The organism is Acinetobacter sp. WC-743, from assembly GCF_000335555.1.
Lineage (GTDB): Bacteria > Pseudomonadota > Gammaproteobacteria > Pseudomonadales > Moraxellaceae > Acinetobacter > Acinetobacter bereziniae.
On sequence record NZ_AMFQ01000084.1, the window covers coordinates 1 to 16,533 of the forward strand.

The window sequence follows — 16,533 nt, forward strand, 5'->3', positions numbered from 1 at the left end:
TGATCATTAAGAGAATATGAAGAACAACTTGTGTGGATTTTTACTGATTGATTGATCGAAATATTATCATTGATTGTTGGTTTAAATTACTCGAAGTTTATTTGAGAGAATTTGTCAGTAATTGATGAGCCAGAATTGTGACCTTAAGTCACTAATGATTTTAACTGAAGAGTTTGATCATGGCTCAGATTGAACGCTGGCGGCAGGCTTAACACATGCAAGTCGAGCGGGGGAGATTGCTTCGGTAATTGACCTAGCGGCGGACGGGTGAGTAATACTTAGGAATCTGCCTATTAATGGGGGACAACATCTCGAAAGGGATGCTAATACCGCATACGCCCTACGGGGGAAAGCAGGGGATCACTTGTGACCTTGCGTTAATAGATGAGCCTAAGTCGGATTAGCTAGTTGGTGGGGTAAAGGCCTACCAAGGCGACGATCTGTAGCGGGTCTGAGAGGATGATCCGCCACACTGGGACTGAGACACGGCCCAGACTCCTACGGGAGGCAGCAGTGGGGAATATTGGACAATGGGGGGAACCCTGATCCAGCCATGCCGCGTGTGTGAAGAAGGCCTTATGGTTGTAAAGCACTTTAAGCGAGGAGGAGGCTCTTTTGGTTAATACCCAAGATGAGTGGACGTTACTCGCAGAATAAGCACCGGCTAACTCTGTGCCAGCAGCCGCGGTAATACAGAGGGTGCGAGCGTTAATCGGATTTACTGGGCGTAAAGCGTGCGTAGGCGGCTTTTTAAGTCGGATGTGAAATCCCCGAGCTTAACTTGGGAATTGCATTCGATACTGGGAGCTAGAGTATGGGAGAGGATGGTAGAATTCCAGGTGTAGCGGTGAAATGCGTAGAGATCTGGAGGAATACCGATGGCGAAGGCAGCCATCTGGCCTAATACTGACGCTGAGGTACGAAAGCATGGGGAGCAAACAGGATTAGATACCCTGGTAGTCCATGCCGTAAACGATGTCTACTAGCCGTTGGGGTCTTTGAGACTTTAGTGGCGCAGCTAACGCGATAAGTAGACCGCCTGGGGAGTACGGTCGCAAGACTAAAACTCAAATGAATTGACGGGGGCCCGCACAAGCGGTGGAGCATGTGGTTTAATTCGATGCAACGCGAAGAACCTTACCTGGTCTTGACATAGTAAGAACTTTCCAGAGATGGATTGGTGCCTTCGGGAACTTACATACAGGTGCTGCATGGCTGTCGTCAGCTCGTGTCGTGAGATGTTGGGTTAAGTCCCGCAACGAGCGCAACCCTTTTCCTTACTTGCCAGCATTTCGGATGGGAACTTTAAGGATACTGCCAGTGACAAACTGGAGGAAGGCGGGGACGACGTCAAGTCATCATGGCCCTTACGACCAGGGCTACACACGTGCTACAATGGTCGGTACAAAGGGTTGCTACCTAGCGATAGGATGCTAATCTCAAAAAGCCGATCGTAGTCCGGATTGGAGTCTGCAACTCGACTCCATGAAGTCGGAATCGCTAGTAATCGCGGATCAGAATGCCGCGGTGAATACGTTCCCGGGCCTTGTACACACCGCCCGTCACACCATGGGAGTTTGTTGCACCAGAAGTAGGTAGTCTAACCGTAAGGAGGACGCTTACCACGGTGTGGCCGATGACTGGGGTGAAGTCGTAACAAGGTAGCCGTAGGGGAACCTGCGGCTGGATCACCTCCTTAACGAAAGATTGACGATTGGTAAGAATCCACAACAAGTTGTTCTTCATTGATGTATCTGAGGGTCTGTAGCTCAGTTGGTTAGAGCACACGCTTGATAAGCGTGGGGTCACAAGTTCAAGTCTTGTCAGACCCACCAAGTCTACTGAACACAGAAGAGCAGATATATTAAGATCTTAAGCTGGGGACTTAGCTTAGTTGGTAGAGCGCCTGCTTTGCACGCAGGAGGTCAGGAGTTCGACTCTCCTAGTCTCCACCACTACTACGCAGTTACCTGATTAAAAAAAGATTGATTATAGAAATTAATGAACTGAAGTTTATAGAGTTTATTAACTTCTGTGATTTATCACAGTGAACTACTCGCTGACGAGGCGGTAGAGAATCATTAACAGAATATATTTGAGTTGAAATAATTGTTTAACTCGTTTTATGAAGCTTAACAAGCAATTGTTAAAGCGGAATGAAATGAGAACTAGCGATAAAACTGAATCAAGCGTTTTGGTATATGAATTAAATTGAAGCTGTACAGTGATTAAGTTCACAGGCAACAAATAGAAGTGGTTAAATCCACATTGTTGATCCTCCTTGTAGGGATTAACGACTGTTTGGGGTTGTATAGTCAAGTAATTAAGTGCATGTGGTGGATGCCTTGGCAGTCAGAGGCGATGAAAGACGTAATAGCCTGCGATAAGCTTCGGGGAGGCGGCAAATATCCTGTGATCCGGAGATTTCTGAATGGGGAAACCCACTTACCATAAGGTAGGTATCGCATGATGAATACATAGTCATGCGAGGCGAACGAGGGGAAGTGAAACATCTCAGTACCCTTAGGAAAAGAAATCAATTGAGATTCCCTCAGTAGCGGCGAGCGAACGGGGATCAGCCCATTAAGTTATATGTGTATTAGCGGAAAGCTCTGGGAAGTGCTACCGTAGAGGGTGATAGTCCCGTACACGAAAGTGCACATATAATGATGACGAGTAGGGCGAGGCACGTGAAACCTTGTCTGAATATGGGGGGACCATCCTCCAAGGCTAAATACTCCTGACTGACCGATAGTGAACCAGTACCGTGAGGGAAAGGCGAAAAGAACCCCTGTGAGGGGAGTGAAATAGATCCTGAAACCGCATGCATACAAGCAGTGGGAGCCGACTTGTTCGGTGACTGCGTACCTTTTGTATAATGGGTCAGCGACTTATATTCAGTAGCAAGGTTAACCGTATAGGGGAGCCGTAGAGAAATCGAGTCTTAATAGGGCGTTTAGTTGCTGGGTATAGACCCGAAACCGGGTGATCTATCCATGAGCAGGTTGAAGGTTGGGTAACACTAACTGGAGGACCGAACCCACTGTCGTTGAAAAGCCAGGGGATGACTTGTGGATAGGGGTGAAAGGCTAATCAAACTCGGTGATAGCTGGTTCTCCCCGAAAGCTATTTAGGTAGCGCCTCGGACGAATACCATAGGGGGTAGAGCACTGTTTCGGCTAGGGGGTCATCCCGACTTACCAAACCGATGCAAACTCCGAATACCTATGAGTACTATCCGGGAGACAGACTGCGGGTGCTAACGTCCGTAGTCAAGAGGAAAACAATCCAGACCGCCAGCTAAGGCCCCAAAATTATAGTTAAGTGGGAAACGATGTGGGAAGGCATAGACAGCTAGGAGGTTGGCTTAGAAGCAGCCACCCTTTAAAGAAAGCGTAATAGCTCACTAGTCGAGTCGGCCTGCGCGGAAGATGTAACGGGGCTAAAACTATATGCCGAAGCTGCGGATGTATACATTGTATACGTGGTAGGGGAGCGTTCTGTAAGCCGATGAAGGTGTGTTGAGAAGCATGCTGGAGGTATCAGAAGTGCGAATGCTGACGTGAGTAACGACAAAACGGGTGAAAAACCCGTTCGCTGAAAGACCAAGGGTTCCAGTCCAACGTTAATCGGGGCTGGGTGAGTCGACCCCTAAGGCGAGGCCGAGAGGCGTAGTCGATGGGAAATTGGTTAATATTCCAATACTTCTGTGTAATGCGATGAGAGGACGGAGAAAGTTAAGTCAGCCTGGCGTTGGTTGTCCAGGTGAAAGGTTGTAGGCATGCATCTTAGGCAAATCCGGGGTGCTCTATGCTGAGAACTGATAGCAAGCGAGTTTACTCGTGAAGTGGCTGATACTATGCTTCCAGGAAAAGTCTCTAAGCTTCAGTTACACAGGAATCGTACCCGAAACCGACACAGGTGGTCAGGTCGAGTAGACCAAAGCGCTTGAGAGAACTCTGCTGAAGGAACTAGGCAAAATGGTACCGTAACTTCGGGAGAAGGTACGCTGCTGACGGTGATAGGACTTGCTCCTTGAGCTATTGGCAGCCACAGAAACCAGGCCCCTGCAACTGTTTATTAAAAACATAGCACTCTGCAAACACGAAAGTGGACGTATAGGGTGTGATGCCTGCCCGGTGCTGGAAGGTTAATTGATGGGGTTAGCGTAAGCGAAGCTCTTGATCGAAGCCCCAGTAAACGGCGGCCGTAACTATAACGGTCCTAAGGTAGCGAAATTCCTTGTCGGGTAAGTTCCGACCTGCACGAATGGCATAATGATGGGGGCGCTGTCTCCAGCAGAGGCTCAGTGAAATCGAAATCGCCGTGAAGATGCGGTGTACCCGCGGCTAGACGGAAAGACCCCGTGAACCTTTACTGCAGCTTGACATTGAACTTTGATCTTACTTGTGTAGGATAGGTGGGAGGCTTAGAAGTAGCGACGCCAGTTGCTATGGAGCCATCCTTGAAATACCACCCTGGTAATATTGAGGTTCTAACTCTGTCCCGTTATCCGGGACGAGGACCATGTCTGGTGGGTAGTTTGACTGGGGCGGTCTCCTCCTAAAGAGTAACGGAGGAGTACGAAGGTGCGCTCAGCGTGGTCGGAAATCACGCGTAGAGTATAAAGGCAAAAGCGCGCTTAACTGCGAGACCCACAAGTCGAGCAGGTACGAAAGTAGGTCTTAGTGATCCGGTGGTTCTGTATGGAAGGGCCATCGCTCAACGGATAAAAGGTACTCTGGGGATAACAGGCTGATACCGCCCAAGAGTTCATATCGACGGCGGTGTTTGGCACCTCGATGTCGGCTCATCTCATCCTGGGGCTGAAGCAGGTCCCAAGGGTATGGCTGTTCGCCATTTAAAGAGGTACGCGAGCTGGGTTTAGAACGTCGTGAGACAGTTCGGTCCCTATCTACCGTGGGCGTTGGAAATTTGAGAGGATCTGCTCCTAGTACGAGAGGACCAGAGTGGACGAACCTCTGGTGTACCGGTTGTGACGCCAGTCGCATCGCCGGGTAGCTATGTTCGGAAGGGATAACCGCTGAAAGCATCTAAGCGGGAAGCCTACCTCAAGATAAGATTTCCCTAGGACTTTATGTCCTCTAAAGAGCCGTTGAAGACTACGACGTTGATAGGTTGGATGTGGAAGTGCGGTGACGCATGAAGCTGACCAATACTAATTGCTCGTGAGGCTTGACTATACAACACCCAAGCAGTTGTATTGAAGCATCATTTGATTCATAAAAGATCAAAGAAACTTGATTTAGTTGTAAAGCTAGTTACATGAGCGAGGAATAAACAAACATTAATTATGTTTGTCCGAGCGCAAGACATAAAGCTATGCTTTATGTTAAAATCAACTCAAATGTTCTTCTGTTAAACTCATTTGGAACAAAGTAAGGCATACCCATAAGACCCGAAAAAGTCCATAACAGTTTGCTGGCGACAATAGCAAGAGTGAACCACCTGATCCCTTCCCGAACTCAGAAGTGAAACCTCTTAGCGCTGATGGTAGTGTGGGGTTACCCATGTGAGAGTAAGTCATCGCCAGCTTTTAATTCTTAAAACACCCTCAACTAAAATGTTGAGGGTGTTTTTTTATGCGTGGAGGAAAGTGAAAATAGAAATGATGAAAAGGAAGAAAAAAGCTATATGGCATAATTATTTTAGGGGCGCGTTTATTGAAATGGATGTAATACATGCATTTCACGCCATTGAGGCACGCTGTACTTTGTGTTAAAAAAGAATCACTAATGATAAGAAAATAATCAATATGCTCATTTTCCAATTTTTCTTCACCGATTATGATGGTGATGAGGTTTTACCCGCTCAAACTCAATATGCATCTATAGATGAAATCATAGAACTTATGCAATCTGTTTTAATTCGACCGGAAAACTTTTTGGGGATTGTCGATAAAAATGATCGAACTTTACAGTTTATTGTAAACTCTGATTATTCATTAGATGCAGATATTCCAATACCTGATCAAAAAGGCTCTTATACAAAAAGGTTAAGCTTAGAAGAAGCGATTAAGATTGTGCAGAAACAGACAGAGTACATTCAACTTGATGCAATTGAAGGCATGACTTTCATGAAGTGGTAGATTTTTAACGGGTAATTCGATTTCGTTCAATTGTTTTAACTAGAAAAATAAAAATCCTCAGACATCCTTGCCTGAGGGTTTTATATTGGTAATACACTAGATATCTAAAAAATTCGTCAGCGTATCTAAGAAAATGCTGAGATCATCGACTTCAAGATAACGGTTTTAATCATTAAAAGTGTGCATTTAAGCCAATATATGGACCTTTAAAATCTAATTTGTACTTTAGATCATCTTTATCAGCATCAATATTCAGATAGCGATAGCCTACTTTAGCGCCAACATCTAAAAGCAGACTTTGTACAAAATTATATTGAAGCTCTGCTTGTACATCGGTCATTGTTGTATCTCCGTCACCTCCAACAACAATTTCTCCTTTAGTACTCAAACCTGTAAATGGTAATTTTCCACCTATAGATGCATAGGCGATAGGTACATTGCCAGAAATAGTGTTATTAACGTACTGAAGTGCATCATATTGCTTAATATCACTATCAACATTTGCGAGACCAAAACCTATATCGGCGCTCACGATATTATCAAGTATTTCATAATACAAAATATAATCTGTATTGGTGAATTTAACTTTATCGGAGTTAGGTGAACTCGTATTGTTCTCCGTTGTACTATCTATATTGGTGTATTTAATTTTGACATTAGGTAAAAGAGGAATAGGGTGTTCAAAAGCTATAGAAGCTTGAATACCATTATCTCGATCAATATCATTCTCACTATTTAAGGGCTTGGTATTTTTAATTTTCCCATCGTAAGACCAGTAACTTACATCACCAGTTAAACCAATAAAATCAGCTTGGGCAAATGAGCTTAAACCTAGTGCTGCAATAAATAATGGCAATTGAATAGCTTTCATATTTCCTTCTTGATGAAATAATTTTTCATCTGATATTTTTGTTACTTAAATAGGATTCAATACAGCAGAAACTGTGGGCATGATATAGAGGTTTATCAAATTTTGCATTATTAAAAAAGATGAAATCGAGGATATAACATGAGTGAGACTATTGACGATACAGTGTTTGAACTACCACTTTATGTCGCAAATAAGGCAGTAAAAACAGGGAAATGGCTCGAGGTCTATGACAAGTTTTCTGGTCAGCTATATGCAAAAGTCGCTTTAGCTGATGCAAAAACCTTAGAAAAATCGATCAGTGCAGCAGTAAACGCTGAAAAGGAAATGGCAGCACTGAAACCCTTTCAAAAGCAAAAAATACTTTTACACTGTGTTGGTCGTTTTAAAGAATTGCGTGAAGAATTAACTCAGCTTTTGATTGTGGAAGGTGGAAAACCAAAACTTGCTGCCGCAGCAGAAGTTGAGAGATTGATTAATACTTTTCAACTTGCAGCAGATGCCGTATCCACGATGAGTAATGGTCATTTGATGCCTTTAGCCGTGACTGCTGCTGCATCGGGATATCGAGGTATGGTACAGCATGTACCGATTGGCGCAATTTCCTTAATTAGCCCTTTTAATTTTCCGCTGAATTTAACTGCACATAAAATAGCACCTGCGATAGCAGCAGGTTGTCCATTTGTACTCAAACCAGCCAGTTTGACACCCATTTCTGCATTAAAAATCGCAGAAATTTTAGCGGAAACAGATTTGCCTAAAGGTGCATTTTCAGTTTTACCTTGTCCGCGTGAACATGCGGATGTGTTGGTGACTGATGATCGTTTTAAATTATTAAGTTTTACTGGCTCGGATCAAGTTGGTTGGGATATGAAAGCGCGAGCAGGACGTAAAAAAGTTACCTTAGAGTTAGGGGGTAATGCCGCTGTTTTGATTGAGCCAGATACAGAGCTCAATGATGCACTGTTTGATCGAGTGATAAGTGGTGCATATAGTCATGCTGGTCAAGTCTGTATCAGTGTGCAACGGATTCTTGTTCATGCCGATATTTATACAGAGTTTAAGAAGAAGTTGGTAGCGAAACTGAAAAAGATACGTGCAGCAGATCCAAGTTTAGAAACCACAATTGTTGGTCCAATGATTAAAGCATCTGAAGCACTCCGATTAAAAAAATGGTTAGACAAAGCAGAGAAAAAAGGCACTAAAATTTTATTGGGTGGTGCTTTATCAGGTGTTTTATTTGAGCCAACGTTGCTAGAAAATGTAGACGAGTCACTTGAGATTTATCAAAATGAAGCATTTGGTCCAGTGGCAATTTTAGAAAAGTATAGAAACTTTGAAAAAGGGATTGAGATCATTAACACAAGTCGTTTTGGTCTACAGGCAGGGATCTATACACAAAATCTCAATAAAATGCTCTATGCATGGGATCATTTAGAAGTGGGTGGGGTAATTATCAATGATATACCGACTTTTAGAGTGGATAATATGCCTTATGGAGGTGTCAAAGATTCAGGGCTGGGACGTGAAGGTATTCAATTCGCTATTCGTGACATGCAAGAAGAGCGCTTGCTTGTGATTAAACAATAAGCCATATTAAAGGAGCCTCGGCTCCTTGTTTTGTTAATTTTTTGAATAGAGTGAAAAATGATAATAAAAACTTTACCTCAGTGGATTTCATTGGTTTTCCTGTCCTTAGTTAGTGTGCAAATTTGGGCATTTCAGGCTGAAAAACTAGTCAATGACGCGCGATCACAAATCTGGAAAACACTTTATTATGATCCGAGCTATACTCAACTCAAGTATCCAATGGGCGATGTACCTTTGGTCAAAGGTGTATGTACTGATGTGGTGATTCGTGCTTTACGTCATCAAAACATTGATTTACAAAAGTTGATTCATGAGGATATGCAACGAAATTTTAAAAAATATCCGCAAAAGTGGGGTTTAAAATCGACTGATAAAAATATTGATCATCGACGGGTACCCAACATCATGACTTATTTTCAACGACAAGGTTATCAAGTCAATGATCAGAAATATCAAGCGGGTGATATTGTCACTTGGGATTTAGGCAAAGGACTCACACACATTGGCATTATTTCAGATAAGACAACACTTTTATCCAAAACCCCTTTGGTGATTCATAACATTGGTTATGGAACACGTGAAAACGATATTTTATTGAGCTATAAAATTATAGGGCATTATCGTTTACCTAAAAACTCAAGTCCCTAATAGACCATTGATCATAAAAAGATTTTGGGCAACTTTTAAATCAAGCAAAGCGATTCATCTTGAAATTCTTAGGACGCTTTAGAAAAAAATCTATGCTTTTAAGTTTGTTAGAGCAGACGGCTTTTATGGTTTAAATAGACTCTTTTTTGTAATGCCTTAACTTATTTCTTTCTGTTGTAGGGCGTGCAAAATAGTTTTTTTACTCAAATAAAAAGTTGTTAAAAATATTCTCCCTAGGGAATATCAGGCGTATCTTTCCAAGTGTTGATAAGCAATTGGTGATCGTCTCAGTTCATGATTAAAAGTTCATTTATGGTCGATCAATCAAAAAATAAAAGAATTGAGATCCGTATATAATACTTATCTTTTTACTTAACACGTCTAGAAAGCTGAAATTAACAGTAAATCAGATCATTATTTCGACAGGGTGAGATAAAAAATAACCATAAGAGATAAATGGTATAAAAAAGCCAAGAAAATTGTCACAATTTACAGATAAATCGATATAAAACAGGTATTGTTAGTCCATTAAACAGTCGTTTTCTATTGAAGCGCTTTAACCAAGCAATCAACACAATGACTGGTTTGGAATAACAACAAAGTGCTCAAAAGGTGCTGTTTTATTCGAACAACAAAATTTTAAAATTGGTACTTCTTTTGCTCGCAGATGACAATGACAAAAAGCGGCATTGGAGGACATCTACAGAATTAGGTGTTTTATGACAGAATCTCGTGAAAACTGGACATCACGATCGGGTTTTATTATTGCAGCTGTTGGATCGGCTGTGGGTTTAGGTAATATTTGGCGTTTTCCTTATGTTGCTTATGAAAATGGTGGTGGTGCATTTTTAATTCCTTATTTAATAGCATTAATTACTGCTGGTTTACCTCTATTATTTTTGGATTATGCAACAGGGCATAAAAGCAATAACTCTCCACCTAAAGCGTATCGTGCTTTATTCAAAGGAGGTGAAACTTTAGGTTGGTGGCAAGTCTGTGTCTGTATCATTATTGGTTTATATTATGCCAGTGTGCTGACTTGGGCAGGCAGTTATGTGTACTTCTCTATTGGTCAGTTATGGGGAAATGATCCTGAAAATTTCTTCTTTAATACCTATCTACAAACATCTAAAGCAACTGGTTTTGATTTCCAATTTGTAGGTCATTTATTTTGGCCTATCGTTGGAATTTGGGCACTTACTCTGATCATTTTATTTGGTGGTGTCAAGAAAGGTGTTGAATTCTCGAACAAAATTTTCATGCCATTATTGTTTATTCTATTCACTATTCTTGTGATTCAGGCATTACGCTTACCAGGTGCAGTGCAAGGTTTGAATGCATTCTTTACCCCAAACTGGGCAGCGATGTGGGACTATAAAGTTTGGCTCGCGGCATTTGGTCATACTTTCTTTTCTCTTTCAGTTGGTTTCGGGATCATGGTGACCTATGCATCTTATCTTAAACCGAAAACCAACTTGACTGGTTCTGGTCTGATTGTTGGTTTTGCCAATGCGTCAACTGAAATCTTGGCAGGTATTGGTATTTTTGCTGCGCTTGGTTTTATGGCATTTGCAGCAGGGAAGCCTGTTGATCAAGTCGTGAGTGGTGGTATCGGTTTGGCATTTATTGCGTTCCCTAAAATCATTTCGAGTTTAGGAGCAGGTGCTGATTTATTTGGTTTATTGTTCTTCTCTTCTTTATTTGTGGCTGGTATTTCTTCAATGGTGAGTATCCTTGAAGTACCCATTGCGGCAATGCAAGACAAGTTAAAGTGGGGACGTAAAAAAGCCGTAACCATCATTGGTGGTGGTAGTGCGATTGTTTCGATCTTCTTATTTTCAAGTGTGAATGCAATTAAACTGGTTGATATTGTCGATCATTTTATCAACAATATTGGTATTATTGGTGGTGCACTATTGTCAATTATTGCAGTGGCATGGTTTAAACGTTCTGCATTGATTGAGTTGCGTGATCATGTGAATCGTATTTCAACTGTTCAATTAGGTAAAGGTTGGGATTTCACATTAACCGTCATCACTTCTTTGATTTTGCTGGTAACTTTATGTATGACCATTTTTAGTTTGATTAAAAATGGATACGATACATATAGTGCAAGTATGTTGATGTTCTTTGGTTGGGGCAGTGTGATTTTCTGTGCTGTGGTGGCTTTAGTACTCAGCAAGATGAAAGATCGATAGGAGCAGCAAAATGAATACATCAGCTATTATTATGATGATTATTTCAATGGTGTTTTTATGGGGAGGATTAATTCTCTCGATCTTACACCTCATGAAAAATCCTGAAGAATTAGATGAGGTTCTTGAAGAAGTTAAAGATCAACATACGCTTTGATTTAACTATTCATCTAAAGTCAAAAAAGCAGGCTATATTGCCTGCTTTTTTAGTCTGTTAAGCGAGTTTTTTGATTCGACAATAATAAAAACCATCACCATGATCAGTTTGCGGAAGTAATTGACGACCATGGATTTGTTCAATTCCCCAATCAGCATCAATTTTTATTTCTTCGGCATCTGTATGTTCTGCAAAGAATTCCACCATTTGTTGTTCATTTTCTGCTTTAAGAATTGAACAGGTGATATAAAGCAGGGTTCCACCGACTTTGAGTTGTTGCCACATATGATTCAAAATTTGCTTTTGCAAATCGACCACTTGTTGAATGTCTGTAGACTGTCTGAGTAAGCGAATATCTGGGTGACGACGCATTACACCGATTGCAGAACAAGGTGCATCTAGAATAATGCAATCTACAGGTTGCGTATAAGTCCATGTTGTAGCATCAGCTGTGATGATTTCTACGTCAGCATAGGCATTTAATTCTAGACGTTCCAAATTTTCAGAAACACGTAAGAGGCGTTTAGCATCATGATCAAGCGCAATTAATTTTTGTGGATTAAAGCGCTCTAAAATATGTGCTGTCTTTCCACCAGGCGCTGCACATGCATCGATAATAATTTTATCATCTAAATTTGGTAACAAGGTGGCACAGAGTTGAGCGTGTTCATCTTGAACGGAAAATCCACCTTCTTCAAAGCCCGGCAAATGGGTAATATTTCCAGTTTGTTCGAGTACAATACCAACATCAGAAAGCATACAAGGTCGAGCATCAATCTGTTCTTCCTCTAAGATATCTAGATATTCATCACGACTAATCTGACGTTCATTGATACGCAAAGTCAGTGGTGCAACTTGTTTTAAGTTTTGACAGATTTCATCAACTTGGTTTGTCCAATCTTTTTTTAGTCGTTTGAACAGCCAACTCGGTAAGCCATGCGTTTGACTCAGCGCAGTTTCAAATTCTGATGTTTCACGTGAAACACGACGAAGGATAGCATTGACCAAGCCGCTCATTGGCTCAAATCCTAGTTGTTTAGCTGCATTGACTGTTTCTGAAATCGCTGCATGTGCAGGAATACGCGTACATAAGAGTTGGTATAACCCAAGATATAAGCAACTTTCAAGCGCTTCATTGTCCAATGGTTTTGTTAATAGCGGAAGCGTAACGGCTTTTAAGGAATACCATTGACGTAGGCAGCCCAATGTTAGTTCATGGTATAAACCACGATCACGTTCAGAAACGGTGTTGATATGTTGGTTCAACACAGATGCTAAAGATTGACCATTTTGAACAGCAACAAGGGTTTTAATCACTTGGGCACGCAAATTCAAATTTTTTGCAGAGGATTGAATTTGACTCATGCGAATTGATGTCCTACAGATAGTTTATGACCTTGGATGATTTGAACGGGATTAACGGCTTTGCCTCCAGGCCACTGTAAACTGGTGAGACAAACTACGCCTTCACCACAGACCACATGTACGCCTTGCTTGTCCATTTCAATAATCGTTCCGACGTCTTCACCTTTTGCAATTACATCAGAAATTGTTGCATTCCAGATTCGTAGATTATTGCTTTCATCAATTGGAGTAAAGGCAACAGGCCAAGGGTTAAATGCGCGGATAGTGCGGTCAATTTCAATAGCAGATTTGCGCCAATCAATCTGGGCTTCTGCCTTAGTCAGTTTGTGGGCGTAAACGGTGAATTGTTCGTCTTGAACTTCACGTGCTTCTAAGTATTGTAGTAATTTTTGCTCTGATTCAAGCACTGTGCAGATTGCTTGAGCACCTTGAGTTGCAAGTTTTTCATACAAGCTTGCGGAAGTATCCATTGTTGTAATTGGGCAAAGGGTTTTATACAACATGTCCCCTGTATCTAATCCAGCTGCCATTTTCATAATTGTCACCCCAGTTTCAGTATCACCTGTGGCAATTGCACGCTGAATGGGCGCAGCACCACGCCAACGAGGTAATAATGAACCATGAATATTTAAACAACCGTATTTAGGTGTGTCTAAAATACTTTGGGGCAAGATTAAACCATAAGCAGCAACCACCATCACATCAGCACCTAAAGCTGCAAGCTCCTGTTGAGCCGCTAAGCCTTCTTCAGTGGATGCCTTGAAATGCAGGGGTTGATAAACAGGTAAATCATGCGTTAACGCAAGTTGTTTTACTGCTGAAGCTGTCAATTTTTGTCCACGACCTGACTTACGGTCCGGTTGAGTATACACAGCGACGATTTCGTGGTCAGTTTGAATCAGTGCGGCTAATGCTGAAGCTGCAAATTCGGGTGTGCCTGCAAAAATGATCTTCAAAGGTTGTGCTCAGATTAAATTTTAAAGTCAATTATAGCAAACATGGTTCTATGGTGGGATTTTCAAATGAAAATTTGATTTTCTCCAAATGTGAAAATTAATTATATTATTTTGACACAAAGCTATTTATTTATGATTTTGACGTATCTATAGATCTGATATGTTTCTTTTGATTAATGAATTTGATGATATTTTGATCGCAGTATGGGTGATATTAAGAAAATAATGTGATTTAAGTCACATTTAATAGACTATGTTTTATAAAAATTAGAATCATTTTTTAGAGTATGGTTTCTTACATATTGAAATAATGATCTGTTTTTTTTGTGTTTTGTAAAGTTTTTCTAAACAAAATTAATAAATATTACTCAGAAAAACACAAAGTAGTGAAAGATAAAAATAAAAAGCTATTAAGAAAAATTGTAAACACAAAGAATGTAAACTTAATAAAATATAATTTTGAGGAATGTGTCACACTTATTTTTAACAAATGTGACAAAATTTGTCACATAATTAATTAGAAATAATGTGATTTTAGTAAAACTTTACAATACTGAAGATAAATATAACTCTATGTTTTTTAAATGTAAAATATTAAAAATGTAAAATAATATAGCTTAATTTCAAAAAAATTAAACCAATTGGTTTAAAAGTTAAAAAAAGTGAAATATATCTCATTTTTTTGATTGCTTTCATTGTATGTAAATTGTTAAATAAAAAAAATTGTACATTTTATATGCATTGTTAAAGCAGAACCTACTGTCAAAAATGCATCTCCTAAGGAAAAGTGATATGAATAAAATCTACAAAGTGATTTGGAATGCGACTTTGTTGGCATGGGTTGCAGTATCTGAATTGGCAAAAGGGAAAACCAAATCTTCTAAAGTAACGGGAATTATTGGCGCTGCGACAGTTAGCTTGATGGTAACGTTTAGTCCTGAAGCATCTGCAGCGATCATAAATACGGATACAAGTTGTGTAACAGGTTCTGCTGGGGCTGTAGGAAATATAAATCCTGGAACTACAGGTTCACAAGCAACTGATGGTTCGGGAACATATTCTTTGGTTGCAGGCTGTAATGCCAAAGGGAACAATAATCTTGCTGCAACAGTATTTGGAAGCTTCTCAGAAGTTACGGGGACAGCAGGAACAGCTTTAGGTCACAATAGTCAAGCCAATGCTTTTGGTACAGCTGTAGGTGTTGAGAGTCGCGCTACTGCTGCTGGGAGTACGGCAATTGGTGAAGGCACTCAGTCAACTGGGCAAAATGCTGTGGCATTGGGTGGTACTGCGACAGGGACTGCTGCAGGAAATGTATTATCTGTGGCAAATGCTGTTACGGCTTCTGGTAGCGGTGCTGTGGCTATCGGTGGTAATGCAACGAGAGGCGCTCAGTCTGCTGGAACGGATGCTGTTGCAATTGGTGCACAGTCTACTGTCGCAGCAGCTGGTACTGGTGCAGTGGCTTTGGGTGCAAGAAGTAATGCTTCGGCGGCTACTACTGTGGCTATAGGGGATGGGGCAAATGCATCAATTGCAGGTAGTATTGCTTTAGGAGCTAGCTCAACGACTTCTGCATCCGTAAATAGTACAGCACAAACAATCAATGGTAAATCTTACACAGCAACTGGTACTGCAAGTACAGGTGTTGTAAGTGTTGGTTCTGGTTCAATAAAGCGACAAATACAAAATGTTGCAGCGGGTCAAGTCACAGCTTCTAGCACAGATGCAGTGAATGGCAGTCAATTATTCAATACAAATACTGAGTTAGCTAAGGTTGCGACAGATACAGCTGCGGCTTTAGGCGGTGGCGCAGCTGCTGGTACGACGGCTGGTGGTATAACAGCTCCAAGCTATACAATCACAAAAACAGATGCAAGCACAACAACTGTCAACAATGTTGGCGCAGCAGTGAATGCGTTAAACAATGAGGTAGTTAAAGCAATTACCTTCAACGGAACCACAGGAACGACCAACCAGAAATTAGGTTCATCTATTGCAGTGATTGGCGATAGTAAAAATATTTCTACTGCGGTTACTACAAATCAAATTAAAGTTTCTATTTCTGATAATCCAACTTTTACAACAGTTACTACTGGGAATAGTAAATTAGATAATACTGGTTTAACCATTACTGGTGGTCCAAGTGTTACAACTGGTGGCATTAATGCAGCCAATACTGTAAATCAGTAATGTTGCTGCACCAACAGCAGGTACAGATGCGACCAACAAGACTTATGTAGACTCAAAAGCAGCGGCATCAAGAACAGAAGTAGCAGCTGGAAGCAATGTATCTGGTGTAGTAAAAACGACAGGTGCAAACGGTCAAGACGTTTATACAGTAAATGCCAATGGTACGACTGCATCAGCAGGTTCTTCAGCAGTTACCGTAACACCAGGCACGAAAGATGCAAATAATGTCACTGACTATAAAGTAGACTTGTCAGCGACTACAAAAACCGATATCCAAAAAGGTGTAGATGCGAAGACAGCTGTAGATACCACAGGTCTAAAATTTAAAGGTGATACAGCAACCACAAGCAATACCAAGAAATTAGGTGACACCGTTTCGATTACGGGTGATACGAACATTAGTACAGTTGCGACAACTGATGGTGTACAGGTTAAGTTAAATCCAAACTTAG

General features: G+C 41.1%; 8 protein-coding genes, 2 tRNA genes, 3 rRNA genes and 1 pseudogene. 11 read left to right on the top strand and 3 right to left on the bottom strand.

Going from position 1 to position 16,533, the window contains the following annotated elements:
- Positions 1-161: 161 nt before the first annotated feature.
- The 6 genes from ACINWC743_RS11565 (at position 162) to ACINWC743_RS11590 (ending at position 6,109) form a co-directional block, all read left to right on the top strand.
- Positions 162-1,699 (top strand): 16S ribosomal RNA (locus tag ACINWC743_RS11565).
- Between the two features lie 59 nt (positions 1,700-1,758).
- Positions 1,759-1,835: transfer RNA gene (locus tag ACINWC743_RS11570), tRNA-Ile, on the top strand.
- 44 nt (positions 1,836-1,879) lie between these two features.
- Positions 1,880-1,955: transfer RNA gene (locus ACINWC743_RS11575), tRNA-Ala, on the top strand.
- Positions 1,956-2,313: 358 nt separating this feature from the next.
- A 23S ribosomal RNA gene (locus ACINWC743_RS11580) occupies positions 2,314-5,204 on the top strand.
- A 237-nt stretch (positions 5,205-5,441) separates the two neighbouring features.
- Positions 5,442-5,556: ribosomal RNA gene (gene rrf / locus ACINWC743_RS11585) — 5S ribosomal RNA — on the top strand.
- Together the 16S, 23S and 5S rRNA genes with 2 tRNA genes alongside form the textbook arrangement of a ribosomal RNA operon.
- 220 nt (positions 5,557-5,776) lie before the next feature.
- Positions 5,777-6,109: a hypothetical protein gene (locus tag ACINWC743_RS11590; protein WP_009585566.1), complete on the top strand. Its 333-nt coding sequence runs from the start codon at positions 5,777-5,779 to the stop codon at positions 6,107-6,109.
- A 172-nt stretch (positions 6,110-6,281) separates the two neighbouring features.
- On the opposite strand, the gene ACINWC743_RS11595 is transcribed toward ACINWC743_RS11590, so the two are convergent.
- Positions 6,282-6,980, bottom strand: coding sequence for a TIGR04219 family outer membrane beta-barrel protein (locus tag ACINWC743_RS11595; RefSeq protein ID WP_009585565.1), 699 nt, complete (start codon positions 6,978-6,980; stop codon positions 6,282-6,284).
- Positions 6,981-7,118: 138 nt separating this feature from the next.
- On the opposite strand from ACINWC743_RS11595, the gene ACINWC743_RS11600 reads away from it, so the two are divergent.
- The 4 genes from ACINWC743_RS11600 (at position 7,119) to ACINWC743_RS23885 (ending at position 11,567) form a co-directional block, all read left to right on the top strand.
- The gene (locus ACINWC743_RS11600; RefSeq protein ID WP_009585563.1) at positions 7,119-8,567 is read left to right on the top strand and encodes an aldehyde dehydrogenase family protein; all 1,449 of its coding nucleotides are present in this window, start codon (positions 7,119-7,121) and stop codon (positions 8,565-8,567) included.
- A gap of 57 nt (positions 8,568-8,624) precedes the next feature.
- Positions 8,625-9,215, top strand: coding sequence for a DUF1287 domain-containing protein (locus ACINWC743_RS11605; protein ID WP_005034921.1), 591 nt, complete (start codon positions 8,625-8,627; stop codon positions 9,213-9,215).
- A gap of 719 nt (positions 9,216-9,934) precedes the next feature.
- A complete protein-coding gene (locus tag ACINWC743_RS11610; RefSeq protein ID WP_004823944.1) occupies positions 9,935-11,413 on the top strand; it encodes a sodium-dependent transporter in 1,479 nt (492 codons plus the stop codon).
- Between the two features lie 10 nt (positions 11,414-11,423).
- On the top strand, positions 11,424-11,567 hold the full coding sequence (locus tag ACINWC743_RS23885) for a methionine/alanine import family NSS transporter small subunit (RefSeq protein WP_004823942.1): 144 nt from the start codon (positions 11,424-11,426) through the stop codon (positions 11,565-11,567).
- 57 nt (positions 11,568-11,624) lie between these two features.
- Here the strand turns inward: ACINWC743_RS23885 and rsmB are convergent, their stop codons facing one another.
- Both rsmB and fmt read right to left on the bottom strand, forming a co-directional pair.
- Entirely contained in the window at positions 11,625-12,932 is a 1,308-nt protein-coding gene (rsmB, locus tag ACINWC743_RS11615) for a 16S rRNA (cytosine(967)-C(5))-methyltransferase RsmB (RefSeq protein WP_009585560.1), read from the bottom strand.
- On the bottom strand, positions 12,929-13,888 hold the full coding sequence (fmt, locus tag ACINWC743_RS11620) for a methionyl-tRNA formyltransferase (RefSeq protein WP_009585561.1): 960 nt from the start codon (positions 13,886-13,888) through the stop codon (positions 12,929-12,931). Before fmt ends, rsmB begins: the two co-directional genes overlap by 4 nt.
- Positions 13,889-14,680: 792 nt before the next feature.
- Here fmt and ACINWC743_RS11625 point away from each other — a divergent pair.
- Positions 14,681-16,533, top strand: a pseudogene (locus ACINWC743_RS11625) (ESPR-type extended signal peptide-containing protein); the annotation flags it as partial.